Below are 24316 nucleotides of genomic sequence, written 5' to 3'. Positions count from 1 at the left end.
GGCAATCGTTTGGGAGTTTATTGTTGCCGAATCTATCTTGCTTTACCTCTGCTTAAATATCTGCGGAATGCGGGATAGAAAAACTGTCCGAAGTATTGGTATTAGAGACTACTAAATAATTATAAAAAATGCAAATGTCCTGACAAAGAATTAGCACAACATTTTTCTTTAAATAAAAAGATAATTAAATCTAGATTGTCTGATTTGGCAGAGTCGGGTTTTCCTATCCATTTGACTAATACTGCTGTGAGTCAGGTGGAAGAAGTGACACGGAACCAGACAACGGGATCAACTACTTATGATTCTAAGGGTAGAGAAAGGGTGAATACAGCCCCTTGACCGGGTTTACTACTGGCTGTAATACTGCCTCCATGCGCTTCAATAATGCGTCTGGCAATCGCTAGACCCAGACCAACCCCATTCTTACTAGAGCGGCTCGTGGTGTAAAACTGTTCAAAAATGCGAGGTAAATCGGTTTCAGGAATGCCGCTTCCCTGGTCTCGAATTGAAATCAGAGCCTGTTGCTTGTTGCGAGAGGCAGCAATGAAAATACGAGCATTGGGGGTAGAGTACTTAATCGCATTGTCTAAGAGATTCAAAAAAGCCTGTAATAAGCGTTCCGAATCGCCCATAATCCGAAGGTCAGCAACATCAACTTCTACAGTCACGTTTTTAGCCTGCATACGAACTTCCATTGCTCTAATCGCACGGCTGATTACACTTTCTAAGGCAATGGCTTGGATTTCTAATAGCGTGACACCCGCTTCTAAGCGTCCTAAATCAAGCAAATCGTGAATCAAGCCCGAAAGCCGCTTCGTCTCCTCTTTGATGGTTTGAAAGAAGCGATCGCGCAACTCCAGCTCATCCACAGCGCCACGCTCCAGCGCATCAATGGTGACCTGAACATTACTCACAGGGGTCCGCAGTTCATGGGAAACATTCGCTAGGAAGGCTCTGCGTTCGTTGTCCAATGATTTCAACCGTTCACTCATACGATTCAGTTCCGTTGCGAGTTGGTCTAGTTCATTGCTTTGACGAATCAGGAGTTTGTCATCAAACTGTCCTCTACCCACGCGAATCGCAAAGTTTCGCATCACCTCAATGGGTTTAGAGAGACTCCGGGCTAATCGATCGCTGACCAAGGTACAGAGAAAAATGGTAATGCCAAGGGCGGCTAAAATTGTCCAGATCACCCTTACAAACTGTTTCTGAAACTGTTCTAAAGTAATCGAGATGCGTAATATCCCCAACCGCTGACCGTTGCGAGTCATCGGTTTGGCAATATAGAGGCGATCCTCCGTTGATAAAACTCCTTTAGCAATGCCCTGCACCGAATGACCGTGTAGTGCTTCTGAAATGCCAGGTATCAGCAGCCAATTGGTGATTTGTCGATCTGTTTGAGGGTTAGAGGTGGCTAGCAGCGAACCTTGGGCATCAAAGACACGGAGTGCGATATTGGCGGGTGCCCCATAGCGCCGAACAATGATCTGCACCCGTTGCGTATCTTTTTCTTCGAGGGCATCTGCAACGCTCTCGCTTAGTGCTGTTGCCCAGTTTTCTAAATCAGTCTGACGAGACTGCATGAAAAAGGCATAAAACGTCCATAGGATGTAACCAGACATAAGCGAGGTTCCTAAGACGATCAGGAGCAGGTAGGTAGCCAAGAGCTTCGTGTGGATTGAATTCCACCGAAGAGATGCTAACCATCTGCTCGTAAAGGAGTCTTGGGCAAAAAGTTTCATCGGCTCAAACATGGCTGGGATAAATGGTGTATCCGTTGCAAGTGATCCTAACCTAGCGCCATTGGTCATGGATTGAGCCAACCGAGCTATCAAACCCTTGAAGGATGCCTTAATCGCTTTTAAGTAGATTCCGCATGATGGCGGCGCAGCAAAGCTTTAATCCGTGCGAGCAATTCCTGCGTATTGAAGGGTTTGGTCACATAATCATCTGCCCCTGCCTCTAAGCCCAACACTTTATCCATATCTTGGTCTTTAGCCGTTAGCATCAGTATAGGCACATTAGAAAAAGCCCGGATACGCCAACACACTTCCATCCCATCAACTTCTGGCATCATCAGATCGAGCAGAATGATATCGGGTACTTGCTTGTGGAATTGTTTGATCGCGCTGTGTCCATCTGGTGCTGTAGTGACCTCATAGCCTTCCTTTCTCAGTGAGTAAGCAAGGCTTTCACAAAGTGGGGCTTCGTCGTCTACCAACAAAAGATGCGACATTAGTATAAATAGTTACATTTCAGATATAGTATCTCAAAGACAGGATTAACCGACATCTACCTTGAGAGGTAAATCGTCTTGGTTCCGCTCAGGTTTTGCTGCTTACAAATACTAGGCAGCAAAACGATGGACAGTTACGAGCGGTTATACCAATTTAATGTGAAGTTGCACATATCTCGATCCCCCTCGCATCTCCCTGATAGTCGGGGGACGAAAGATCGGACTCTTTTCCCCCCCGGACGCGGGGGGCGCCAGGGTGATCGGATTCTACGGGGCCTCATAAAAAATTGGTATAAGTGGCGATCGTCTCATTAAATTTATGAGATTGGAAGTGGCAATTATTGATGTTAAGCCTAATATGACTGGAGCAACATAACCCATGAGTGATATCGGTCTCACACACATCGCACTGCCCGTTTCTGATGTCGATCGCACTATCGAATTCTACTCTAAGTATGCTGGAATGCAGGTCGTTCACCGCCGCATTGATGCAGAAACTGGTGTTGCTGTGGTCTGGCTTTCTGACCGCACTCGCCCTTTTGTAATTGTGCTAATTCAAACAGACTCCGTACATCCCGTTCTGTCTCCCTGGGCACACCTCGGAGTTGGCTGCAAAAGCCGCGAATATATGGACGATCTCTGCGACAAAGCACGTCAAGAAGGCCTATTGCTTGAGGAACCAAAAGATGATGGATATCCGATCGGCTACTGGGCTTTTTTGCGAGACCCGGACGGTCACACGCTGGAACTATCCTACGGGCAAGAAATCGGATTTACAGTGGAGAAAGCTACTTAAAGTTATAATAAACAAATCGCCCTCCAAACCCGATCGTTTCTCATCTGGAAATAGACTGGAGAATCAAAGGACGGCAGCAATCATCGCACCACCCAGAAAAGAATCACCCCTTCTGTTTGAGGGACTCACTTGGAGAGAGTTCAAAGCAGTTGAGCAATTGTTAGACCGTCCAGGATATCGACTTTCTTTCCTGGATGGAATTCTGAAGATACGACGAATGCCTGGAGAACCCCACGAAATCGTTAAAGCAAGAATTGGTGCATTGGTGGAACTGTACCTGCTGATGGCGGGGTTTGACTTTACTCCCACTGGCTCGATGACTCTGGAAAGTGAAACGCGAAAAGTCAAGCGAGAGGCGGATGAATCTTATCGGAAAACTGGGTTTAAAACCCCGTCCTTCTAGGACGGCTTTAGTTCAGAAAAACTTTTCAAAAAGCCCGGATAGGATGGATAAGGTGGTATAGTGCAATAGTCAAGGTTAAACTCCTTTGCCATCGTGAAACGGGACATAAGACACACTTTCAGGCATAAATTGGGGGACGCAGAGCGGCGAAAACTCTTTAAACAGCTAAGAACCGAAAATGTAGGTTCCCAACCAGCAAAAACAAACTATTCCTTTTTGGATCGTTAAGTAGGGTAGGGCATACCCGAACTCTAGGTAAATATCCTAGTACGCTTTTGGAGATAGACCCGCTGGGGTGATTCTGAGTCAAGCTCGTTAATTGGTAGCTTTCTACGGTTAAAAGGTTTGAGTATTGCCGCAAGGACAGGACGCTTTAAGGTCGGTCGCTGAATTAAGAATCCCCTCGCCTTTAGGCAGGGGAGTGTCAAAAACTTGCTCCTGGTCGCAGGCTACCAGATTTGGCGATCGAGGTCGTGTTTTCCAGTGGTGGCATCAACCAACTGGAGGCATACAAGCGGCTGAAGATAAAGGAAGTGTGGTTCTGGGAAGATGGATTGTTAGAGGTTTATCACCTGCGGGGAGAGGGCAATACACTTTATTATGAAAAGGTTTCTAGTAGTGAGGAGGTGAAAGGGCTCGATTTGGATTTGTTGTTGCGCTGCATCAATATGGTGAATCATGTTGATGCAGTTAAGACTTTTCAACAGGGACTCCAGAAATAGCTGGGAATAGGAAATTTCGCCTCCTTTTACCACCTTTCTTCACATCTCAATATCCGCAAAAAGCAATGGGGAATGGCAATGATGCAAGTTGTAATTGTGGGCTCGGGACCAACTGGTGCGGCACTTGCCTTAATGCTAGTGAAACGAGGTATTGCTGTAACCTTGGTTGAGGCGGCAAAAGATGCCTACCGAGTGTTTCGCGGTGAAGGGTTGATGCCCAGCGGATTGGATGCGATCGCCCAAATGGGCTTATCCACAATGCTCGAAGGTGTTCCACACCGACAAATTGATGCCTGGGAGTTCATTGTGGGCGATCGGCAACTATTTCGAGTTGATGAGCCAATGGGGTCAAATCGACCTTGTACGCTGGTATCGCAACCGCCTTTGCTAGAAACACTAATTTCAGAAGCTCAGTTGCATCCAGAGTTTGAATTTATCCCAGGTGTTCCCGTAAAAGATTTACTGTACAGCAACGATCGCATTGCGGGTGTAAAGCTAGGAGATGGGCGAGAGATTCCTGCTGCACTTGTGATTGGTACAGATGGTAGAAACTCGGTTGTGCGACAACGTGCAGAATTAGAGTTAGTAAAACAGCAGAATAGTATAGATGTTCTGTGGTTTAAACTGGCCGCTCATCGTCGGTTTGTGGCGGATAATGTATTTTATTCCATCCTGAATGGCGGTAGCGGATTTAGTGTCTTTCATGGGGCAGAATCAGGAAAACTTCATCTGGCTTGGGTGCTATCGGCAGATGACAAAACGGATCGGAAACACACAGACTGGGCAGAAACTTTCGCATCGCGATCGCCTGCGTGGATGGCAGAACATTTCCGCAACTGTGCCGATACGATCGAATCTCCGATGCGATTATCTGTTGTGGTTGGTCGCTGTCCGCGCTGGCATCGACCAGGAACCATACTTTTGGGGGATTCTGCACATCCCATGTCTCCGGTTCGCGCTCAAGGAATTAACATGGCGTTCCGCGATGTAATTGTTGCCGCCAATCACCTTGTACCTTTATTGAAAGCAGGGGCTAATTACGAGGATATTGACTTAGGATTATCGCGGATTCAGGCAGAACGCGAACCAGAAATTATTCGCGCCCAACAACTTCAAGCACAAGAAGCGTGGAAAGGCGAACAACTGCGAAAAAATGGATTGTTGCGTTTATTGATGATGCAAACGGCTCCGTTTTTGGGTGAAAAAATTAAACAATTTTGGGTAAAAGGACAGTATGAATTGCGCCAAGGAGTAACGCAGGTAAAATTGGTTGTCTGAAAAGAGGAAATTCACAATTAGGAGAAGATTTTATGCGATCGACAAATATCAAAGGACCGATCGGCACTATTCACATCATCGAAGCCAGCCCCCCTGTCACCGCTGCGGAATCCGAGGCGCTGCCGGTGGTGTTCGTGCACGGTATGACGGTTTCCGCGAGCATCTGGGAGGCGCAGCTTGCCCATGTCGCCCGTACCCGACGCGCGATCGCCCTTGATATGCGGGGACACGGTGATTCCGCACCGCCGGAGGACGGCAACTATGCGCCCGCCTCCTGTGCAGCGGATGTTTTGGCGGTACTGGATGGGCTGGGACTCGATCGAGTGGCGATCGTTGGACACAGTTTCGGTGCTTGTATTGCCCTCGCCACAGCAGCCAGCGCACCGCACCGCATCGCGCAGTTGATCCTGGCAGACCCACCTGGAGACTTTACCAAGGTGCCTGCAGAGGTGCACGAGGCACGGATCGTCCCCTACCAGAGGGCTCTGGAGACGGAGGATTGGCGGGCTGCTGTGGAAACCAGCTTCAATGAGGCACTGACAGGAAGCAGGGCCCATACGCGCGATCGGATACTCGCTTGCTTGGCGGCGACTCCACAGGATTGTCTGTCTGGAATGTCTCGCGGGATGTTTGCCTTTGAAGCAGTGGATGCTCTCGATCGCTACCTAGCAGCCCCTGGAACGCGAGCCCACGCCATTATTGCTCCCTCAAACACTTTTCCCTTCAGCCTCCACATCCTCCGTCCCACACTGACGACAACTACGATTCCCGATACTGGACACTGGCTGATGCTGGATGCGCCAGAGGCCTTTGCTAGAGAACTTGATATCTGTTTGGAAGGTGTTTAATATAGGTTTCGACAAAATCTGTTAGTCTTACGACAATTCATCGAGAGTTAAGTTGTGGGGATTTTTGAGGATGAAGGCGTTGTTGTCTTTGATTAAGTCACCGCTACAGAGAATCGGTAAGCGTTCTTGATAAGCTTTAATCGCCAGGATATAATCTTTGTCTGCGAGTGAAGTTTGAATTTTCCGCAATTTGTCAGCAATGACGCCTATTAAGGTTATTTCGCCACTTAATTTGTCGGTGTTCGGGGTGTGAACTTGCATGACAATTCCCTGTAAGGTCATATTGGGGAGTGAGGTAATCAAGTCTGCTAATATTTCAATTTGAGAGCGATTTTCGACAATTTCTAGGGTTTCCATGACTTCGTACATCCGCAGAGCAAAACCGCTGATTTCTGGCTTGAGAGCTAACAAAACTTCGTAGTCTTCGCCTGCTTGATTCTTGCGAGCCCAGATGGATGATTTGTCACCGTCTCGGCTTTGTTCGTGCCATCCGTGTTTTTGTAAATAAGCAGCGACTTGAGGCGGTTCTAAGGTTTTGAGAATAGCGGGGTCGCGGACTGTTACTATCATAGGAGTTCTCCTGATTCAATGCGCTGCATGAGAGTTTTTAAAGCGTCTGTGTTGAAAATGTTTTGTGTGGGTATTTGAACAGTGACAGTGTTTTGATTTTGGGTGGGCGGTAGCCCGCGCAATGATGCCCAGTAGCCACAATAGCGCAGGGAGAGTTCTTGTTGAGATTGGCGCAACCAATCCTCTTGGCTGTCGGGTACTAAAACGATAATCAGAATGCGGGGAACGAAAGGGTTTTCTAGCCTTAATTCTTCATAGTTTTTAACTTCTAGGGGATATCGGATAATTTCATTATCCAGTCATTTTCTGGAGGTGCATTTTATTTGGACATCTAGGCGAGGGCGGCGCGTTGATTGTGATGGTCCCAAACCTGTAATAATTACGTCAACTCCTTCTGCATCTAAGGGACGCGGGGCTATGTGGAATGAGTAGCTTGCCGCGGCTGTTACCGCATAGACATAAGCATAGCTGAATTCCTCTTTTTGGGTGTTCAGAACCACGCTTATTTTAACCTCGATAATTTTAAACAGGCTTTTACAAAATAGCTAATTATTCATTATCTTGTTCATTGATTACTGATGTATAGTCTGCCATACGCCCTGGACGAGAAACTATAACTACGTCAAAAATACCTTTCAAATTTTTGAGTCCACTATCTAATAAGTCGTGTTCTTCTGTCCTGCAAGAGTCATCCCAGATAAAAGCAATCATTTGCTCGTGGGGGGAGCCTTGAGCTAGGTATAAAGACGTATCTTCGGCAATTTCTCCAATAATTTTTTGGGGCTTGTCATTGCGATACCAGAACTTGATTTCAATAACCAATTTAAGCGAGGGAATTTCTAGGTCTACTCTTGGTTTTTTCTGCCCTACCGATCTAGTATATTCTTCTTCTCTGATATCGGCGAACACCGCAGCTAATAAAAAATATAGCAAATTTTGCACGTGATATTCATTTTCTATGTACCATTGCCGAGGTGTACCGCCCTTTGTGCGTGGCTTTTCTTCCCATGTCCAACGTCGAAGTCCCGCTGGAACTCGTTTTAATAATTTGCTAACATCTTCCAAGCTAAAGGAGCCTAAAGCAGATTGAGAAGACATGAGCAACCCTTTTTCGTAATTTTCTTTAAGTGCCTTCAACTTTGCCAGATGAGCCTCTAAAGTCCTTTTAAGATTCCCGAAGTGCGAGGATACTTCAATTAATGAGGTTCGCTGACTGTTAGTTAATGGGATAACTTGCTCTAGCAGTAACTTGTAGTTAGTCTGCCACTTTTCCCAATCATAATCTCCATCCAAGACATATCTTTCAGGCGCTTGTCTAACTGGTTCACCGTAATATCTGGGTTGATAATATTCTCCGGGTCTGACTTTTATTGCTTTGTACATGGCCTCTCCCTCAGCTATAAGTTCATTAAACTGATCGAGGTATTTCTTAAAATTGCTTGAGGTTAACATAATTAGGTTTCTGCTTCCATTAATTTATTGATTTAAAACAAATCCCACACTCAACTCTAGCAAAAAATCGGGGATGCGATCGATTAAAGCTTTCTCTAATTCTCGCTATTGCGCTTCTTTGCCTAAAAAGTACGGCCCGCACTTGATATTGCACAATACGTTCCTTAAGTTCTCGCAAAAAATCATGATAATCTTCAGCAATTGACGAACTATCCGCCAGAACCCACCCTCTGCCGATTTTCCCGAATAATCGCCTCTCACTTGGCACTCTCGGCAAATGGCCTCTCCAACTTCGCCGTCAAATGCAGCATCTTCTCGTCCAAACCCTCCTCCTCCTCCTCCCAGGCCTCCGCCCCCACATACCTCTCAGGAGTTAAAACATAACACTTACCCTTTTGCTTTTTTGTTGCCTTTTGACTCCGCACCAGTGTTACAAGTCTTCTGGAAAGTACATTTGCAGCCAATCTGCCCCGCCCTAACCCAACCGGCCTAACTTCTCCAGAACTTAGGTAAAAAGCACCTAAAGTATGATGCGAAACTCGGGCAATACTCTTATTCTATAAATCCATCGGGCATTAAACCGATATCCACAACCGCCAAGATTTATTGCCAAAAATTAAATCTTTCCGGCGAAAAGTTGCTATTTAATGAATAAGACTTTACAATCCAGCAAGGTAAATGAAACTCTCAATGAGCAGGGCTGCAAGCACTAACCCGAAATGGATCGCAAGTGCCAAAAAGCAGCAAAAGCTACATTTTTTAACTCTTTCAACAGCAAAGCATTGGCAAAAAAACCAGGGATCGACGGTTGGTATCTTGGAACGAATGCTTTGCTCGCAATACTACAAATGTATCAAAACTTGTCAGCCAAATTTAGCCCTAACAGATGCCTAGCTGTAACTCTTGCTGCGTAAGGTTTCAGTTTCTAATTAGGCTGATTTTATTGTCTTTAACTACTTGAGGATTCGATCGCATGGTTTCGATTTCTACTACTCAATCCGATGTGCTGCCTTTGTCTTCGCCAACCGTAACGGCTGCAACCCAAACCAGCGTGGCTGCTGCAACTGGGGTATGCGTGACGGTTCACGGTCACTTTTACCAGCCGCCCCGGGAAAACCCTTATCTGGACGCGATAGAACGCCAGGCCAGCGCCTCTCCCGCCCACGACTGGAACGAACGCATTGACATCGAGTGCTATCGCCCGAACGCCTTTGCCCGCATACTCAACGATCGCGGCGAAGTCACGGGGATAGTCAACAACTACGAGTATATGAGCTTTAACATCGGCCCTACCCTGATGAGCTGGCTGGAACGCTATGACCCGGAAGTCTACCAGCGGATTCTGGAAGCCGATCGCAAAAGCTGTCAGCGGCTCAACGGTCACGGCAACGCGATCGCCCAAGTATACAATCACATCATCATGCCCCTCGCTAACGAGCGAGACAAATACACCCAAATTCGCTGGGGGATCGCAGATTTTCGCTCCCGGTTCGATCGCGATCCCGAAGGAATGTGGCTTGCCGAAACCGCCGTAGACTACGCCACCCTCGAAGTTTTAGTCGCTGAAGGCATCCGCTTCATTGTCTTAGCCCCCTCCCAAGCCGAACGCTGCCGCCCGCTAATCGGGCAAAACCACGAAGGGCAACCAGCGGAAAATTCCGAATGGCACGAAGTCGGCGGGGGTCAAATCGATCCGACTCGCCCGTACCGCTGCTATTTGAAGCCGGAAATGCGGTTGATGGCTGACCACCAACTCTCGCCGCTGAGCACTCACTATTTTGGCCGCCAGCACTCCCAAAATTCCGAAGCCCCACCTGCCAACACTCCTTACATTGATATCTTTTTCTACGATGGCCCGATCTCGCGGGATATGGGATTCAATGACGTTCTCAGCAGCAGCCACCACTTGGCCGGGCGCTTGGGTCAAGCAGTACGGGGAGACCACCGACCGGCTCAATTAATCTGCGTGGCGACGGACGGCGAAACTTTCGGCCACCACAAAAACAGTACCGAAAAATGCCTAGCCTACGCCTTCACAGAAGAGTTTCCCCGCCGAGGCTGGACGGTGACGAATTTTGCTCATTATTTAAGTCAAAATCCGAGCGCTTGGGAAGTTGAACTCAAACCCGTGACGGCCTGGAGTTGCTCTCACGGGGTCGATCGCTGGCAAGATGATTGCGGCTGCGGTGGTGGCGGCGGATGGCACCTCAAATGGCGGCGCCCTCTGCGGGATACTCTGAATTGGCTGCGCGATCGACTGATTCCGATTTACGAAGAAGCGGGGCGCAAGCTGTTGAGCGATCCCTGGAAAGCCAGAGATGAATATATTGAGGTCATCCGGGATCGATCGGCCACTAATGTTGACAGTTTTCTCAAACGCCATCAAGTGCGCGAACTCGATGCCTCTGAACAGGTGGACGCCCTGCGGCTGCTGGAAATGCAGCGCCACGCCCTGTTAATGTTCACTAGCTGCGGCTGGTTTTTTGAAGAAATCTCGCGGCCAGAAGGCGTGCAAATTCTGCGCTACGCGGCCCGGGCGCTGGAATTGGCGGGGGAAGTTACCGGTATCCAGCTAGAAAAGGATTTTGTCGCTCAACTCGCCCTCGTACCCAGCAACGTTGACTGTTTTAAAACAGGGGCAGAAGTTTACCGCCAACTGGTGGTGACAGCCCAAATTAGTCTCAGACAAGTGGCCGCCCACTACGCAATCAGTTCTCTGTTTGCCAAATTTTCCCGCGAAGAGCGACTTTACTGCTATCAAGCCGAGCAGGAAGATTTCCAAATTCAGCGCATGGGATCGATGACTCTGGCTGTGGGTCAATTGCAGTTAACCTCGGAAATTACGCGGGAAACAGAGGTTTTTGTGTTTGCTGCGTTGCACCTCGGCGGCTGGGACTTCCACTGCTGCATTCAGCCTTTTGGGAGCCGCCGGTCTTACACTATGCTCAAAGAGCGGTTGTTTGGAGTTATGCAAGAAGCTTCGGCGGCCCACGCGATTCTGGAAATGGTGCGCTTGTTTGGGGATCAGTCCTTTAGCTTGCGGGATTTATTCGCTGAGGAACGCCACCGGATCGTGCAGTTGCTGAGTCAGGAAAATTTGACTCGGTTAGATCAGCTTTACACTCAGGTTTACCGGGAAAATTACGGGGTGATGATGGCGTTCCACCGCGACGAGTTGCAGGTGCCCGTAGAGTTGCAGGTGGCGGCGGAGGTGGCTTTGGGACACCGCTGTTTGACGGTGGCCAAGGCCCTGGAACAGGAAACGGAGGATGTGGAACCGCTGCTGGCCGAAATTGAGGCGATTGCCACTGAAAGCGGCCATCTCCGCTGTCGGTTGAACGTTCCCGAAGTCAAGGAAATTTTGGAAAAGCTGGTTTGGCGATCGCTAGACGCGCTGCTGCAAGCAGGAGCGGGCGTGGATGAGCGCTCGCCTGTCAAGTTGGAAGCTGATATCCGCACGATCGAGCGTTTGATTGCGGTGGGCGATCGGCTGAGTCTGGGTTTGTGTTTGGACAAATCGCAGGAACTGTATTTCGATTCTCTGTACAGTCAAATTGTGCCTCTGTGTTTGGGCTGGCTGCAACGGCAAGATGCCTCGGCGGACGAAACTGCGGGGGCTGCCGTTGCCTTGGAGATTGCGCGTTCAGGCGGTGGCTGGGAGTTGTCTTCGATCCGGCAGTTGCTGGAGTTGGGTCAAACCTTGGCTGTTGATGTTGAGTGTTGGTTAAATCAGTTAAGTTAATCGTTTCTCGATTAGCCAAGGAAATCAATTCCCGCCCTTGAGAATCCGCCCGATCGCAGTTTAAATCTCGATCGGGCCTGCCGGTTCAACCGAGAATGGATCAACATTTCGGCTGACGTGGATCGCGGCTGGGGATCGAAGCACCGACAGGGAAGCGCCAACTTTGTTTAAGTTTTCGCTCTACTTGTGGGAAGATAAGAAAACTGTCGGCAAAGCGTACAAGTGTTAAGCACCCGTAAGCTTTGCAGAGTTTTGAAGAGAGAACACTAAATATAAGTCTATGAAAGTTGGCGATCGCGTTTGCATTAAAAACTCTGTTGTTGTCTACCACCACCCTCAAAATCGCAGTCAACCATTTGATATTAAGGGTATGGAAGGAGAAGTCGTGGCGATCGTTCACGAATGGCACGGCCGACCTGTCAGTGCTAATTGGCCGGTTCTAGTACAATTTGACAAAAAATTTCGAGCTCACCTGAAAGAGGATGAGGTCGAATTGATATCTTCGGAAGTCTAGCTGTCTCCAAAGTAGAAGCCGGAGCCCAAAGACAATATCAAATCCCGTCCGTCGATTCTAGATTTTAGATTTTAGATTTTAGATTTTAGATTTACTCCACCGATGAATCTGGAAGCTTGAACTAAGGTCTAAAATTTTGCGCTGATCGCGACTCCTGTGCTTCGCAAGTATCCGTTTTTGGGCGGGAGTCATATAACTGTTGTACAGTTTGTAGTGAGGACTTGAGGTTTTTTTGTGGCTTTTAGTCGATCGGCGGGACTAAAGTCCTTACTACAAACCATCTTTTTTATTTAAACCTTAATTTTTCGACCGTCCCCGGTTAAACCAACCGAAGATATTCAAATCTCCCTGCATTTTCTGCAATTCCTGCTGATGCTGCTTGGCTGTAGCGTAATACCACTGGCAGTGAAGTTCTAGTTCTTGACGGTACTTAATTTCATCGTAAAACTCGCGGACAATTTGGTGTCTCTGAAAAATTTCGGCCGCGGGAGTCGGTTCTGGGGCAATGTTTTGCAACTCGTGGGGCAGCATGATTGTTTGGGGGCGACTGTGGCTAATATTGGCTGTAATGACTTTAAGCTAACACACTGAATCTATTTTGGATTTTGGAAGTGACTTCACGGTTGAGACTACTTAAATTCTTTCATCCACAATCCCAAATCTAAAATTCTGTTAAAGCCATCCCCGCAGCCGATAAACGATTAAGCCGATGTATTCTTTCAAAGCTTTAGTTGACTGGTTTAACTGATAGGTATCCGGCAATAAATCCAAGGCGACTGCTTGCCAATTGTTTTGGGATGCTGCGATATCCTGCTGTGTGATCTGAAAGTCTGTTGGTGCGGCAATAACTTTTATTCCCTGACGCTGGAAAATTAAGAGCGATCGAGTCATGTGCATCGCCGATGTCACTAGCAAAACCGGCCCTTTTATAGCTTTAGCATCTAAAATTTTCCGCACGTTGACGGCATTTTGATAAGTGTTGTGTGAATCGGGGTCTTGCAGAATTGCTGATGCCGGTACACCCATTGTTTGGGCAATTTCTGCCATGTCTGCCGATTCGGGAGCCCCGCCGCCTTTCCAATCTACTCTACCGCCGCTGAGAATTAGCAGGGAAGCTTTGCCTTGCTTGTAAAGTCGGGAACCGTAGATTATTCGATCGCCCGCTTCCGCTACTTCTACCCAAGGACGGGGAAGTAAAGCTGCTTTGACACCGCCGCCCAAGACGATAATCGCTTCAGCTTGGGGGAGTTCGGCGGTTGGTAAGTTTTGCCATTCGAGCGATCGAACTAAGGATTTTGAAACCCAACCGCTACTTCCGAGCAGTAAAATAATTAGAGCCGCAGCAATTGGCGCCGCCGCCCATTTTGGACGCTTCCAAAGTGTGATTAAAGCCGCCATCATTAACAGGCAACTCAACCCCAAAGGATAAATAAACAGCGGCAAGAGTTTCGATAGAAATACAAACATTCTATTGGGAATTTGGCATTGGAAGTACGCTCGCGTAGCCGAAGTATTGGGTATTGGGCCGAAGGGCATTAGTGACTGTTAACTGTTAACTAATGACTAAAGCTAGCGACGATCCTCTGGCCCAGACAACCAGTCAAAGAATGTAGCAGCTTCACGCCTAGAGGTTTTGCTATATTGTCTGCCCTCCGTTTCCACTACTTCTTTATTGAGGATAGCATCCGAGTTTTTATCCTTGGAACCCATATTCGGGTTGAGTAGTAATTCGTTGTGCCACCAAGCGACAATTAAACCTGCTGCCACGCCACCGATGACACCAAGGCCTAGACTCAGGGGCAGCGTACATCTTACTAAGCGAAACCCAACGGTAAACAACACAAACCATATCAGGGCGGGGCTAAACCCCTTGGAGTCTCCGGTAAATTTTGGCATGAGCTGCAACTTTTTTTTGTAATAAAACAGAAAGATATTTACAATATTAGCAGACAATCAAATTGCCAAGGGCGATCGATCTGCAACTAATCCCTAAAAATCAAGTTTAATTGTACCTCTAAGTCTTGCGCGGTATCTACAATGTTTACAGAAATTTGATCTAATTCTGTAAAAGGTTCAAAAGCTGCTTGCTGCGAACTCAATAGTTCTGCTGTCGCGTCGGCAATATCGCCCCTGCGCTGTTGCAGTCGTTCTCGCAATACTTCAATTGGTGCGGTGCAGTAAATGATTTGCAGGGGGAAGCCGTGGGATTGAGCCTGATTAATCGCATCAGTTCTCCAGTTTTGGCGATCGAACTTTGCATCTAAAATCACATCCCAACCTCGGTCAGCCAGAATTATCCCCAACTCTAACAATCTACCATAAGTATGTGCCGTCATTTCATCCGAGTACAAATCTTGCCCCCCCCGTTCATTTAAAGGAATTCCGCCTAAATGTTTGCGAACAGCATCGGAGCGAATGTGAATTGCCCCAGTGCGGCGAGCCAAATATCGAGCTGCTGTACTCTTGCCAGAACCCGACAAACCCGACATCAAAGTTAACTTTCCCCGGTGCGGTTGTGTGTATTCCCAAGCCAGTTTATAGTAATGAGCTGCTGTCTGTGAAATCTCTGCTTTTTGGGCTGTTGAAATAGCGGCATCGTCCAACATTAACGAAGTTACTTTCGCTCTAACATAAGCTTGACGGCTCAAATACAGAGGCAACAGTGGCAGTCCTTCCCAATCCCCTGTTTGTTCGATGTAAGTATTGAGAAAAGCATTGCCCAAGTCTCTGCGCCCGCGCGATTCCAAATCCATTACTGTAAAAGCGACATCGTACATCACGTCAACAAAGCGAAACTGCTCGTTAAATTCAATGCAGTCGAACAATAAGATTTTATCTTGCCAGAATGCTATATTCCTCAAGTGCAAATCTCCGTGGCACTCGCGAATTTTATTATTGGCAATCCGTCGGTTAAATAACTTTGGGTTGTTCGCAAAAAACGCATTAGTATAATTTTTAGTTTCCTCATATTGTGTCTGACTCTGCGGCCCGCCGATATATTTTTGGGAAATCAGGTAATTGTTGTCTATTGCAGTCCGAATCTGAATGACTTCGCCAAATGTCCGAATATAGCTATTACTAATTGCCGTGCTGTGAAACTTGGCAACTTCCCGCCCTAAGTCTGCCATAAGTTGCTCTGTTAACAGTCCGCGTTCCAACAAACTAAGCAACAGCGTATCTTGAGGAAACTCCCGCATTTTTAGCACAGATTCTACCGCATTTTCTGTAGTATAATTTATGGCAGGTAAGTTGCTGCCCAATTGAAACGAATCCCCAATTTGAATAATTGGCAAAACTTCTAGATAAATTTCCGGAGCAGTGCGTCGGTTCAGCAGCAATTCTTCGTTGCAAAAATGCTGCCGTTTCTCCAAACTTGAATAGTCCAAAAAGCCAAAATTGACTGGTTTCTTGAGTTTGTAAGTATAATCTCCTGTCAGCAAAACAAAGGAAGCATGAGTCTGAATTAGCTGCACTGGTTCTGTCACCCCGTGCGGGTAAAACCCGGGCTGCAACATTTGCTGAATCAGAGGTGGGAGACAAGTATCAGTCATATCGATTTTAGATTTTAGATTTGGGATTTTAGATTTTGAATTTTGGATTAGCTCGATTTGGGCTTGGGGATTGAGATAAAGATAATTTAAAGAAAATAGATGTTGAGTTGAAGTCGATTTATTATAAAGTTGATAATTAGTGTAAACCAAAAATTACTGATGACAGAAAACAATCAAGATTCCCGTTCGGTGGATGTGTTTGGCGTAGGCAATGCCCTGGTAGACATCCTAGCATTGGTAGAAGATGAATTTGTACTCGGCCACGGCCTGAATCGCGGCGGGATGACGCTGATGAATTCGGAAACCCAGGGGGGGATTTTGCACGATTTAGAGCACAATTCCCTACAAATGCGATCGGGGGGTTCGGCGGCAAATACGATGATTGGTTTGGCTCAGAGCGGCGGTAAAGCGTATTATTCGGGGAAGGTTGCTAAGGATACTAACGGCGAATTTTACCGCCAAGATTTGCTGGCGGCGGGGATTGATTTTAACGTGCATCCTGCTGCTGAGTCGAACGGGCCTACTGGTACTTGTGTTGTGCTGACTACGCCGGATGCGGAACGCACGATGTGTACTAATTTGGGTGTTTCTACTACTCTGGCTGCGACTGATATTGATGTCGATCGACTAGCTCACTGCAAGTACAGTTATGTTGAGGGCTATCTGTGGGATGCTCCAGACCCTAGAAAGGCTAGCATTGAGACGATGGAAAAGTCTAAGCGTCTGGGCGTGAAGGTGGCTTTTACTTTTTCGGATGGCTTTTTAGTCGATCGATTTGCTGATGATTTTCACAAGGTGGTTTCGGAATATTGCGATGTAATTTTTTGCAATGCTGATGAAGTTCGGAGCTTTTTTAAGGAGGAATCCCTGGAAGAGTGCGCTCGGAAAATGAGCGAGATTTCGGATTTGGCTTTTATCACTAATGGGGATAAAGGCTGCATGGTGGTGGAGAACAAACAGATTGTTGATGTGGCTGGATTTCCGGTAAAGGCGATCGATACTGTGGGTGCTGGAGATGCTTTTGCTGGCGGTGTTTTGTTTGGAATTACTAATGGTTTGAGTTCTACACAAGCGGCTCGCTGGGGCAATTATTTGGCTTCTCTGGTGGTGCAAATTCATGGGCCTCGGCTTGAGGGTTCTCAGGCTCATCTTTTGAGTGAGGTGATTTCTGGTTAGGAATTGAAAGGGGCGATCGCACTTTTTGTGTTAAGGGCGATCGCTCTTTTTTGAACCGCAGATGAAGGCAGATGAACGGGGAGGGATTAAGGGCAATCGCACTTTTTTGAACCAGATGAAAACTGACACGAAAAAGCCGATCGCTATTGCTAAAATAAAATTTAACGACAGTTTATTTATCACCAGATTATGACTATCATTGAACAGATTTACGCGATCGTCAAAACCCTTCCCGAAAACCAAGCTAGCGAAATTCTCACTTTCGCTGAGTTTATTCGTGCCAAGTACCTAAATGAGAACCAATCCACCGACACAGTAGATTCTTTAACTCCTTGGACAGAATTGGTTTATTCCCTAGCTGGAACATGGGCAGAAGACTTTCCTACTCTGGAAGAGATTCGTGCCGAGTCGGGGGAAGACATCTTGCGGGAGAGCTTCTAGATGTACATTTTGGATACAAATACATTAATTTACTATTTCAAAGGACAAGGACAAGTTGCCCAAAACCTTGCCAATGTATCTCCTCAAGAAATTGGCATTTCCGCGATTGTCCTGTTTGAGTTGCAAGTGGGTATTGCTAAATCTACTTCGCCTGCAAAACGTACCCAACAACTTCAGCAACTTTTGAGCCGAGTTAACCTTGTTCCTTTCGATCGCGATTCTGCTCTTGCTGCTGCCACAATCCGCGCTCAATTGGAGGAACAAGGTACTCCGATCGGCCCAATTGATGTTTTGATTGCAGGGACAGCCGCTTCGCTTCAAGCAACCCTCGTTACCCACAATGTTAAGGAGTTTTCGAGAGTTTTTGGACTTGCGATCGCAGACTGGTATTGAATGTGTCACATCAAGTGCGGCTTGTCTTTGGTTAATGGTTCAAGACAGTAAATCCAGCAGAAAAGAGGGGCGATCGCACTTTTTGTCGTAAGGGCGAGCGCACTTTTTAGCAACCGCAGATGAAGGTGGGTTAATGAGGATGGGATAAGGGCGAGCGCACTTCTTAATATTGCTGTGACGCAACAATTCGGCGAATTTCCTACAGCATTCCTATCTGGGTGATTGGGTCGTTCAAGGGTATACTGAACGAGGAACTTTTCACAATATCTGGCGGCGTGTTAATGACGACACCAAAGATATTTGTATACACACCAAAAACTTGACTGGTTTCTGTGTATTGGATAATGGTGTCTGGAGTGTCATCTTGATTCACATCACTAGGAGTGAAGCTGAGAATGTCTATGGGTACGCCTCCATTGATGCCAATTATATCGCCCTCGCTAGCATTGAAGTCAATTAACCAATCAGTAGTAGCAGGATTCGTTTCTTCTGTACCTGTATCTGTTCTCAGGATAAAAATATCGCTTCCACCTCCACCAGTCAGGCGATCCGTTCCTCTTTCACCGATTAAGATATCTTCTCCATCATCGCCAAAGATTTGATCGTTCCCTTTTCCTCCCCTCACTAAATCATCAGCAACACCTCCGGATACGAAATCATTACCTTTATTGCCCCCTAGAATGTCGTTAGCATCCTCTCCTAAAATGCGATCGTCACCTTTTCCTCCCAGCAAATAATCGCCCTCACCAGCACCTTCAAGAGTGTCAGCACCCTCCGCAGCTAATACTACATCTGTCGCAGGTGAACCGATTATGTTATCGTTACTTTCAGTTCCTAGAAGCCCTCCGGGATATTGAGCCATGACTGCTTCAGTAATCTGAAAATTTGAATTTTGCTCGGCTGAGGCTTTTAAGTTTTGGGCAACTCGTGGCGGGGGAAAAAGAACGCCAGACACATTAACAGATAAACCATCCAACAAGCCTTTACTAAAAGTCGCTACTCTGCCATTAAAATCATTAACAGTCTGTCCTATCTTATTTTTTATATTCCCTGGTAGCTCTTTTATTGCCTCAATCGGTCCTTCCGCTGCTTCTTCCAGAATAGATACGGGTTTAATTTTACCAATCAATAGAGCATCAGACAAACGTTGTTCTGGGGTGTCAAAACGCCCTAGTGTTGTTTGGCCATCATCTGCCGAAAATCCTACTAACTCAAGTCTATATCCTGAAACTCCGGTTGAACCTGGGAACTTAATTATCTCTTGAGAAATGCCAGAATCAGAAAAGCGAAGAATATCTGCATCTTTAACAGGATCGCCTGTATTTTCTGTAGCAGTCAAGTTAAATGAGAAATTAAAAGTCTGCGTGTTAGGTACAGGATTAGTGAGAGACAGCGTGATATCGAGAGGAAAATCACCTTTAGGGGTTGAATCTTCAAAAGTAATTCCATTGCGGTAAGTCAAATTGCCAAGGCTGAAAGGAATGTCACTGGCTGTGCTAATTCCCTTGGCTCGACTAAATTCCTGGTCATCACTAAATTCGTTGCCCTCAGTTTTCCTGCCGTCAAACCGCACATAGCTTTCACTATCTCCATCAGCAGGAGTTCCTAAACTTTTCTTATTTTCGCCGTTGTCAAAAGTGCCGGAAGTCGATCCTTCAAAGAAAACCTTAGTGGTGTCTACATCAATTCTCCCAGTTTCTGAAGAGTTTAACCTTAAATAGTTGAAGTTTGATCCATCTGACTGAGGAAATACATTTCCGTTAATTAACTGTGTATACAGTTCATTTGCGTAGCCATGATTACCGCCTATACCACCAAAAACAGGTAGGTTTCCGGGCTGTTGAAGAAAATTATTTGGATTAACAAAAAAATCCAATTCTCCCAATAACAAATCATTTCCCAGAAAGCTAGATGTATGAATAACCACTACTCTCGTAGCATCACCTGGATCTAAGCGATCACTTGGAGGAACTGGCTCCACTTCTGGGATGCTAATCACTGTTCCAGGTTCTGCTCCAGGTACTGACCTAAATCCGGTGTTTCTAGTTTCAAAATTAGGCCCTGCTGGGTCTAAACCAGTGATGCGATTTAGTTCGTTGCCTGTGAGTTCTTTATATTTAGCACCAGCAAAACCTGATACATGAGCGCCTAAACTGTGACCCATAAGCTCTATTTTGTTTGGGTCAAGATTCCGTGCTTTTAGATACTGAGCAAGTTGATCTCCGACTTCTCTGGTGTTAGACGCAGCTCGATCATAAGTGCTTAAACTAAGGAGGGGTACTTGGTCTGGTAGCAGTGGAAGTCCCAGTGGAGGTTTAGAACCGTCTTCCCAGTCTACCAAAATGATATTAGCATCAGGGTCTCGTTCTCGAAGAGCCTTAGCCCTTTCTGACATCCACGTTTCAGGTGTAAATTGATTATTTGGATTACCACCGGTGTCAACTTGATTACCACCCTGGTTCTGAAATCCATGAATGATTACATAAGTATTTTTATCGGCAGTTGTTTCAAATGGTTGAGGGAGGCCAACTGGGTTGGCAGACCTTAATGCAGAATCATCTACTCCCAGTGTGCTAGGAGTAGATTGAACTATTCTCTCCTTACCCCATATATTGAAATTCACCTTAACCATAATCCCATCTCCTCACAAATATAGTTGCGTCAAAACCAGCAAAGCCCGCCCTGCAAGCCTTCCTAGATATCGATCAGGGCGTTTCTCTGCTTTTTATGCAGTTCGCCCAGTTTTTGTAATAAAACTTTACATTGCTCCAACAGCAGATAAGCTGTATCCCCGATCGCCCGCCAGATGCACCGTCAAACGTAGCTGACAGCCAAACACATCATTTCACAATACTCCATAATCCTGAATCTGTATAGGCTTAACGGCTCACCATTTGGCTCAACATCAAAGGCTCATTTGGCTCATTTAGCTCATTTAGCTCACTTTTTGGCTCACAAAATCATGTAATATTCTTTACTAAGGCATAATTTCCGTAGAGGAGTCGCAATGGCAGGTTTGCTCAGAGCATCCGAAGAAGGGCTAAAAATCATTGACATGGTAAGACGCAATCTCGGATGGAATAAAACTGAGGATGCCTGGTGTGTTGCCGCTTTAGTTTCAACAGCTACCTTAAAGCGGTTTTGGGCGAAAATAGAAATTAGACGAGAGAACTTTATCAATATTTGCAAAGCAGTAGAAATAGAAAACTGGGAATACATTGCTGAAGGCTACAAGATCAAGAAAACAGAGCCACTTTTAGCCGCCGCGATCGCAGATATCCCCCAAGACAGTGAAAACGAGCGCACTTTCCCCCTCCCAGAAAACTTACCCCCCGTCAGAAATTGGGTACAGCGCACCAAAGAAATCGACATCTTAAAAACTACGATCGTTAACTCAGATATCACCGCCATCTCAATTGTCGGATTACCGGGCATCGGAAAAACCAGCCTCGTCAGCCAAATAATTCGCCAACTCCACACAGAAAAAACCCCCTTCACCTGCGCCGCTTGGCAATCCTTGCAATCCGCAACAGGCAAAGCACCCCCCTTCGATCGCACAATTGACTCCCTGCTATTTACCCTCTCCAACGGCGACATTACCACAGCCGTAACTGCTCAAAATGACTACTTCAAAAAAACCGACAATCTGCTCAAAATCCTCAGAGAAAAACCTTGCTTGCTCGTTTTCGATCGCGCCGACACACTTTTGAAAACAGGAGAGGCAAAAGCGGCGGGTTATTTCGCCGAAGATTGTGCAGAATATGCTTGGTTATTCAAACAGTTATTAGAAACAGAACATCAAAGCAAAATTATTTTCACCAGTCGCGAAAGCTTAGCCGAATTGCCGTCAACAGTCACCCGCGAAATCCAGCTAAACGGATTGGATCGAGATGCGGCAGTTGCCCTATTGCAATCTTTTAATCTGAATGCGAATGCAGAAGAATTAGCCGAAATGTGCGATCGCTATTCAGGACATCCTAAAGCCTTACAACTCGTCGCAGCCTTGATTCGAGATGATACCGAGTTTCAGGGAAATGTCGGGATTTTTCTGCACCAGAGAGACTGGTTGCTGATTCGAGATATTGAAAGAGCGATCGATGAAATGATAGCGCGTCTGGGCGACGGCGAGCAAACTTGTCTCAGCCGAATTTCAGTCTATCAAACCTCAGAATATCCGCTATCCTTTGCCGGAATGAGCGCTCAAATGCCAGAAGTTAGCAAGTATGAACTTAAAGAAAATATTATTCAAGCACTGAAGCGCAGGCAATTGCTATATTACGATCGCCACCTCAAATCCTATCACTTGCATCCGCTAGTCCGAGAAAAGGGCGAGTACCTGCTAAATCAAAATCCTGAAAATCTCCGTACCGCCCACAGCCAAGCCTATAATTATTATATCAGCATTCCCCTCAAACCTAAATCAGAATGGCAAGATATCGAGGATATTAAGCCCCTAATCAGAGCGCACTATCATGCTTCTCAAGCAGGAGATTTAGATGCCGCAAATGCGATTATTTCTGAAGTCTATGAGTATCTGCGGCAGTGGAATTGTGCAGAGTTAGTATGTGCAAATCTACCGTTGCCATTGTTAACAGAAGTAAAAAACATTAGGCTTTCAGAGGCGGGCAAGATGCCTAATCCACAATAAAATTAAACTTTTGTGGATCGGGCATCTTGCCCGTTTTCTTATTATTAGTCAGGGCTGGCAATATGCACACCCCACAACAAACTTGATGTGCTGTGGAACGGGCATCTTGCCCGTTTTCTTAGTCCGCGAAGGCGGACTTTGTATGTGTAGCCGCGGTTTCAACCGCCCGGTTTCAACCGCCGATTTTAGGGACTTCAACCACTAGAATAAATCCCTCTTTCTTGCAGTTGCTGCATAAAAAACTCTTCCAAAGTAGGCTTAGCCAAATTCATCCCAATTAGCTGCCCTCCCGTACCACTCAGACTAGAAAGAAACTCCTTCGGCTCGCCCTGCAAATGACCATACCACAAATCATTATCAACTTCCATATCCGGTATCCATTTTTTCAGGATATTCAAGTGGCCGCCCCTACCTTCAACCCGGTAAGTTTCAGTATTACCCAAGAGTTCGTCGATCGCACCAATGCAAATTAACTCACCCTTCGCCAAAATTGCCACTCGATCGCAAATCTTCTCCACATCAGACAATATATGCGAATTAAAAAAAATCGTTTTTCCTTGATTTTTCAGCGATAAAATTATCTCCCGCATCTGATAGCGCCCCATCGGATCTAAACCCGACATCGGCTCATCTAAAAATACCACATCTGGATTGTTAATCAAAGCTTGAGCCATGCCAATCCGTTGCAGCATTCCCTTAGAATACTGGCGCAACTGTTTTTTAATTGCCGCCGATTGAGATAGCCCAACTAAATCTAGCAAATTCGGAATTCGCTGTCGCTGAATTGACGGGGGAATTTGAAATAACCCCGCCGCAAATTGCAAGAATTCCCAGCCGGTGAGATAATCGTAAAAATAGGGATTTTCTGGCAAATAGCCGACTCGCTGCTTCACAGTGCGATCGCCCAAAGGCTTCCCCAACAGCAGCGCCCTGCCAGAAGTGGGCCGCACTACACCTAGCAAAGTTTTCAGCAGCGTAGTTTTCCCCGCTCCATTTTGCCCTAACAACCCGAAAGTTTCGCCCTCAGAGACAGTCAGAGTGCAATTTTTGAGCGATTCAATTTTTTCATTCATCCAGAAGCCGGTACGGTAGAACTTCCCCAGATTAAATGTTTCCACCACTGGGGTAGCTCCGTGCATCTCGGTGGGATTTGGCGCATCTACAAGAGGTTCCATTTTTGTCAGAGAAATAACTAGCACCTGATTATATTCTATTGCATAACTTCAGTGATAATTGCTCTTTTTAATGTTAAACTAATATTAGCTGTACTTAAATTTTTCTGAATATGGATCGTTCAAAAATTATTGCTATTATCACTGGGGTGATTTCTATAATTTTAGCAGTTGCCTATCTGCTGCTCGTCACCATCCTTGACTTCCGAGGCGAAATGGTGCCCGCACCTCAAAGTCAGTTGCCAGTCTCCACGCCAATTCAACAATTAGGCACGGCTAACCCGACTTTGCGAGTACATTAGACCTCTTGCAAAAAAAATCTATGCTATAATAGAAGGTTTTCAATTTAATCCCCCTAGAGCTAACTCATAATT

21 protein-coding genes and 2 pseudogenes are annotated in these 24316 nt (G+C 46.3%); 12 read left to right on the top strand and 11 right to left on the bottom strand.

Annotation, left to right across the window (positions count from 1 at the left end):
* Positions 1-296: 296 nt before the first annotated feature.
* Together QUA74_RS25995 and QUA74_RS25990 are read right to left on the bottom strand one after the other, a co-directional pair.
* Positions 297-1622, bottom strand: coding sequence for an ATP-binding protein (locus QUA74_RS25995; protein WP_333334793.1), 1326 nt, complete (start codon positions 1620-1622; stop codon positions 297-299).
* A gap of 239 nt (positions 1623-1861) precedes the next feature.
* A complete protein-coding gene (locus QUA74_RS25990) occupies positions 1862-2236 on the bottom strand; it encodes a response regulator (RefSeq protein WP_333334792.1) in 375 nt (124 codons plus the stop codon).
* Between the two features lie 379 nt (positions 2237-2615).
* Here QUA74_RS25990 and QUA74_RS25985 point away from each other — a divergent pair, with 379 nt between their 5' ends.
* The 5 genes and pseudogenes from QUA74_RS25985 (at position 2616) to QUA74_RS25965 (ending at position 6283) form a co-directional block, all read left to right on the top strand.
* Positions 2616-3032, top strand: coding sequence for a VOC family protein (locus QUA74_RS25985; protein WP_333334790.1), 417 nt, complete (start codon positions 2616-2618; stop codon positions 3030-3032).
* A 217-nt stretch (positions 3033-3249) separates the two neighbouring features.
* Complete coding sequence (locus QUA74_RS25980; RefSeq protein WP_333334788.1) at positions 3250-3435, top strand: hypothetical protein; 186 nt, start codon at positions 3250-3252, stop codon at positions 3433-3435.
* A 455-nt stretch (positions 3436-3890) separates the two neighbouring features.
* Positions 3891-4157: pseudogene (locus tag QUA74_RS25975) on the top strand (Uma2 family endonuclease); the annotation flags it as partial.
* Positions 4158-4235: 78 nt separating this feature from the next.
* Positions 4236-5435, top strand: coding sequence for an FAD-dependent monooxygenase (locus tag QUA74_RS25970; protein ID WP_333334786.1), 1200 nt, complete (start codon positions 4236-4238; stop codon positions 5433-5435).
* A gap of 32 nt (positions 5436-5467) precedes the next feature.
* Positions 5468-6283: an alpha/beta hydrolase gene (locus QUA74_RS25965; RefSeq protein WP_333334784.1), complete on the top strand. Its 816-nt coding sequence runs from the start codon at positions 5468-5470 to the stop codon at positions 6281-6283.
* Positions 6284-6310: 27 nt separating this feature from the next.
* Here QUA74_RS25965 and QUA74_RS25960 read toward each other — a convergent pair whose 3' ends face one another.
* The 3 genes and pseudogenes from QUA74_RS25960 to QUA74_RS25950 all read right to left on the bottom strand — a co-directional run bounded on the left by QUA74_RS25960 (position 6311) and on the right by QUA74_RS25950 (position 8305).
* Positions 6311-6853 (bottom strand): hypothetical protein, encoded by a 543-nt coding sequence (locus tag QUA74_RS25960; protein WP_333334782.1) that lies wholly within the window; start codon positions 6851-6853, stop codon positions 6311-6313.
* Positions 6850-7353, bottom strand: a pseudogene (locus tag QUA74_RS25955) (DUF4365 domain-containing protein). Before QUA74_RS25955 ends, QUA74_RS25960 begins: the two are co-directional and overlap by 4 nt.
* 49 nt (positions 7354-7402) lie before the next feature.
* The gene (locus tag QUA74_RS25950) at positions 7403-8305 is read right to left on the bottom strand and encodes a PD-(D/E)XK nuclease domain-containing protein (protein ID WP_333334780.1); all 903 of its coding nucleotides are present in this window, start codon (positions 8303-8305) and stop codon (positions 7403-7405) included.
* Between the two features lie 973 nt (positions 8306-9278).
* On the opposite strand from QUA74_RS25950, the gene QUA74_RS25945 reads away from it, so the two are divergent.
* Together QUA74_RS25945 and QUA74_RS25940 are read left to right on the top strand one after the other, a co-directional pair.
* Positions 9279-12047, top strand: coding sequence for a DUF3536 domain-containing protein (locus QUA74_RS25945; protein ID WP_333334778.1), 2769 nt, complete (start codon positions 9279-9281; stop codon positions 12045-12047).
* A 280-nt stretch (positions 12048-12327) separates the two neighbouring features.
* The gene (locus QUA74_RS25940; protein WP_333047607.1) at positions 12328-12561 is read left to right on the top strand and encodes a ferredoxin-thioredoxin reductase variable chain; all 234 of its coding nucleotides are present in this window, start codon (positions 12328-12330) and stop codon (positions 12559-12561) included.
* Positions 12562-12858: 297 nt separating this feature from the next.
* On the opposite strand, the gene QUA74_RS25935 is transcribed toward QUA74_RS25940, so the two are convergent.
* The 4 genes from QUA74_RS25935 to QUA74_RS25920 form a co-directional block, all read right to left on the bottom strand.
* Positions 12859-13092 carry a hypothetical protein gene (locus QUA74_RS25935; protein WP_333047608.1) on the bottom strand — a complete coding sequence of 78 codons (234 nt, stop codon included), beginning with the start codon at positions 13090-13092 and terminating at the stop codon, positions 12859-12861.
* 141 nt (positions 13093-13233) lie between these two features.
* A complete protein-coding gene (locus tag QUA74_RS25930) occupies positions 13234-14028 on the bottom strand; it encodes a YdcF family protein (protein WP_333334776.1) in 795 nt (264 codons plus the stop codon).
* Between the two features lie 102 nt (positions 14029-14130).
* Positions 14131-14457, bottom strand: a complete 327-nt coding sequence (locus QUA74_RS25925; RefSeq protein WP_333334774.1) for a hypothetical protein — start codon at positions 14455-14457, stop codon at positions 14131-14133.
* Between the two features lie 86 nt (positions 14458-14543).
* A complete protein-coding gene (locus QUA74_RS25920; protein ID WP_333334772.1) occupies positions 14544-16112 on the bottom strand; it encodes an AAA family ATPase in 1569 nt (522 codons plus the stop codon).
* Positions 16113-16271: 159 nt separating this feature from the next.
* Here QUA74_RS25920 and QUA74_RS25915 point away from each other — a divergent pair, with 159 nt between their 5' ends.
* From QUA74_RS25915 to QUA74_RS25905, 3 genes are all read left to right on the top strand, one after another.
* Positions 16272-17288 carry an adenosine kinase gene (locus tag QUA74_RS25915; protein WP_333334770.1) on the top strand — a complete coding sequence of 339 codons (1017 nt, stop codon included), beginning with the start codon at positions 16272-16274 and terminating at the stop codon, positions 17286-17288.
* A 189-nt stretch (positions 17289-17477) separates the two neighbouring features.
* Positions 17478-17729 (top strand): DUF2281 domain-containing protein, encoded by a 252-nt coding sequence (locus tag QUA74_RS25910; protein WP_333315949.1) that lies wholly within the window; start codon positions 17478-17480, stop codon positions 17727-17729.
* The gene (locus tag QUA74_RS25905) at positions 17730-18122 is read left to right on the top strand and encodes a type II toxin-antitoxin system VapC family toxin (RefSeq protein ID WP_333334768.1); all 393 of its coding nucleotides are present in this window, start codon (positions 17730-17732) and stop codon (positions 18120-18122) included.
* A gap of 199 nt (positions 18123-18321) precedes the next feature.
* Here QUA74_RS25905 and QUA74_RS25900 read toward each other — a convergent pair whose 3' ends face one another.
* Positions 18322-20754, bottom strand: a complete 2433-nt coding sequence (locus tag QUA74_RS25900; protein WP_333334766.1) for a choice-of-anchor K domain-containing protein — start codon at positions 20752-20754, stop codon at positions 18322-18324.
* A 375-nt stretch (positions 20755-21129) separates the two neighbouring features.
* Between QUA74_RS25900 and QUA74_RS25895 the strand changes: the two genes are divergently transcribed.
* Entirely contained in the window at positions 21130-22770 is a 1641-nt protein-coding gene (locus QUA74_RS25895) for an NB-ARC domain-containing protein (protein WP_333334764.1), read from the top strand.
* A 194-nt stretch (positions 22771-22964) separates the two neighbouring features.
* Here the strand turns inward: QUA74_RS25895 and QUA74_RS25890 are convergent, their stop codons facing one another.
* Positions 22965-23945 (bottom strand): ABC transporter ATP-binding protein, encoded by a 981-nt coding sequence (locus tag QUA74_RS25890; protein ID WP_333334762.1) that lies wholly within the window; start codon positions 23943-23945, stop codon positions 22965-22967.
* Between the two features lie 110 nt (positions 23946-24055).
* Between QUA74_RS25890 and QUA74_RS25885 the strand changes: the two genes are divergently transcribed.
* Positions 24056-24244, top strand: coding sequence for a hypothetical protein (locus tag QUA74_RS25885; protein WP_333334761.1), 189 nt, complete (start codon positions 24056-24058; stop codon positions 24242-24244).
* Positions 24245-24316: the final 72 nt, after the last annotated feature.

The sequence above is a fragment of the Microcoleus sp. LAD1_D3 genome, from assembly GCF_036702135.1.
GTDB lineage: Bacteria > Cyanobacteriota > Cyanobacteriia > Cyanobacteriales > Microcoleaceae > Microcoleus.
This window is presented reverse-complemented; position numbering and strand designations above follow the sequence as displayed.

Bases quoted from the DNA above. Each gene is read 5' to 3' on its own strand.
- QUA74_RS25995 (WP_333334793.1), bottom strand. From the start codon at position 1,622: ATGTCTGGTTACATCCTATGGACGTTTTATGCCTTTTTCATGCAGTCT.
- QUA74_RS25990 (WP_333334792.1), bottom strand. From the start codon at position 2,236: ATGTCGCATCTTTTGTTGGTAGACGACGAAGCCCCACTTTGTGAAAGC.
- QUA74_RS25985 (WP_333334790.1), top strand. From the start codon at position 2,616: ATGAGTGATATCGGTCTCACACACATCGCACTGCCCGTTTCTGATGTC.
- QUA74_RS25980 (WP_333334788.1), top strand. From the start codon at position 3,250: ATGCCTGGAGAACCCCACGAAATCGTTAAAGCAAGAATTGGTGCATTG.
- QUA74_RS25970 (WP_333334786.1), top strand. From the start codon at position 4,236: ATGATGCAAGTTGTAATTGTGGGCTCGGGACCAACTGGTGCGGCACTT.
- QUA74_RS25965 (WP_333334784.1), top strand. From the start codon at position 5,468: ATGCGATCGACAAATATCAAAGGACCGATCGGCACTATTCACATCATC.
- QUA74_RS25960 (WP_333334782.1), bottom strand. From the start codon at position 6,853: ATGATAGTAACAGTCCGCGACCCCGCTATTCTCAAAACCTTAGAACCG.
- QUA74_RS25950 (WP_333334780.1), bottom strand. From the start codon at position 8,305: ATGTTAACCTCAAGCAATTTTAAGAAATACCTCGATCAGTTTAATGAA.
- QUA74_RS25945 (WP_333334778.1), top strand. From the start codon at position 9,279: ATGGTTTCGATTTCTACTACTCAATCCGATGTGCTGCCTTTGTCTTCG.
- QUA74_RS25940 (WP_333047607.1), top strand. From the start codon at position 12,328: ATGAAAGTTGGCGATCGCGTTTGCATTAAAAACTCTGTTGTTGTCTAC.
- QUA74_RS25935 (WP_333047608.1), bottom strand. From the start codon at position 13,092: ATGCTGCCCCACGAGTTGCAAAACATTGCCCCAGAACCGACTCCCGCG.
- QUA74_RS25930 (WP_333334776.1), bottom strand. From the start codon at position 14,028: ATGTTTGTATTTCTATCGAAACTCTTGCCGCTGTTTATTTATCCTTTG.
- QUA74_RS25925 (WP_333334774.1), bottom strand. From the start codon at position 14,457: ATGCCAAAATTTACCGGAGACTCCAAGGGGTTTAGCCCCGCCCTGATA.
- QUA74_RS25920 (WP_333334772.1), bottom strand. From the start codon at position 16,112: ATGACTGATACTTGTCTCCCACCTCTGATTCAGCAAATGTTGCAGCCC.
- QUA74_RS25915 (WP_333334770.1), top strand. From the start codon at position 16,272: ATGACAGAAAACAATCAAGATTCCCGTTCGGTGGATGTGTTTGGCGTA.
- QUA74_RS25910 (WP_333315949.1), top strand. From the start codon at position 17,478: ATGACTATCATTGAACAGATTTACGCGATCGTCAAAACCCTTCCCGAA.
- QUA74_RS25905 (WP_333334768.1), top strand. From the start codon at position 17,730: ATGTACATTTTGGATACAAATACATTAATTTACTATTTCAAAGGACAA.
- QUA74_RS25900 (WP_333334766.1), bottom strand. From the start codon at position 20,754: ATGGTTAAGGTGAATTTCAATATATGGGGTAAGGAGAGAATAGTTCAA.
- QUA74_RS25895 (WP_333334764.1), top strand. From the start codon at position 21,130: ATGGCAGGTTTGCTCAGAGCATCCGAAGAAGGGCTAAAAATCATTGAC.
- QUA74_RS25890 (WP_333334762.1), bottom strand. From the start codon at position 23,945: ATGGAACCTCTTGTAGATGCGCCAAATCCCACCGAGATGCACGGAGCT.
- QUA74_RS25885 (WP_333334761.1), top strand. From the start codon at position 24,056: ATGGATCGTTCAAAAATTATTGCTATTATCACTGGGGTGATTTCTATA.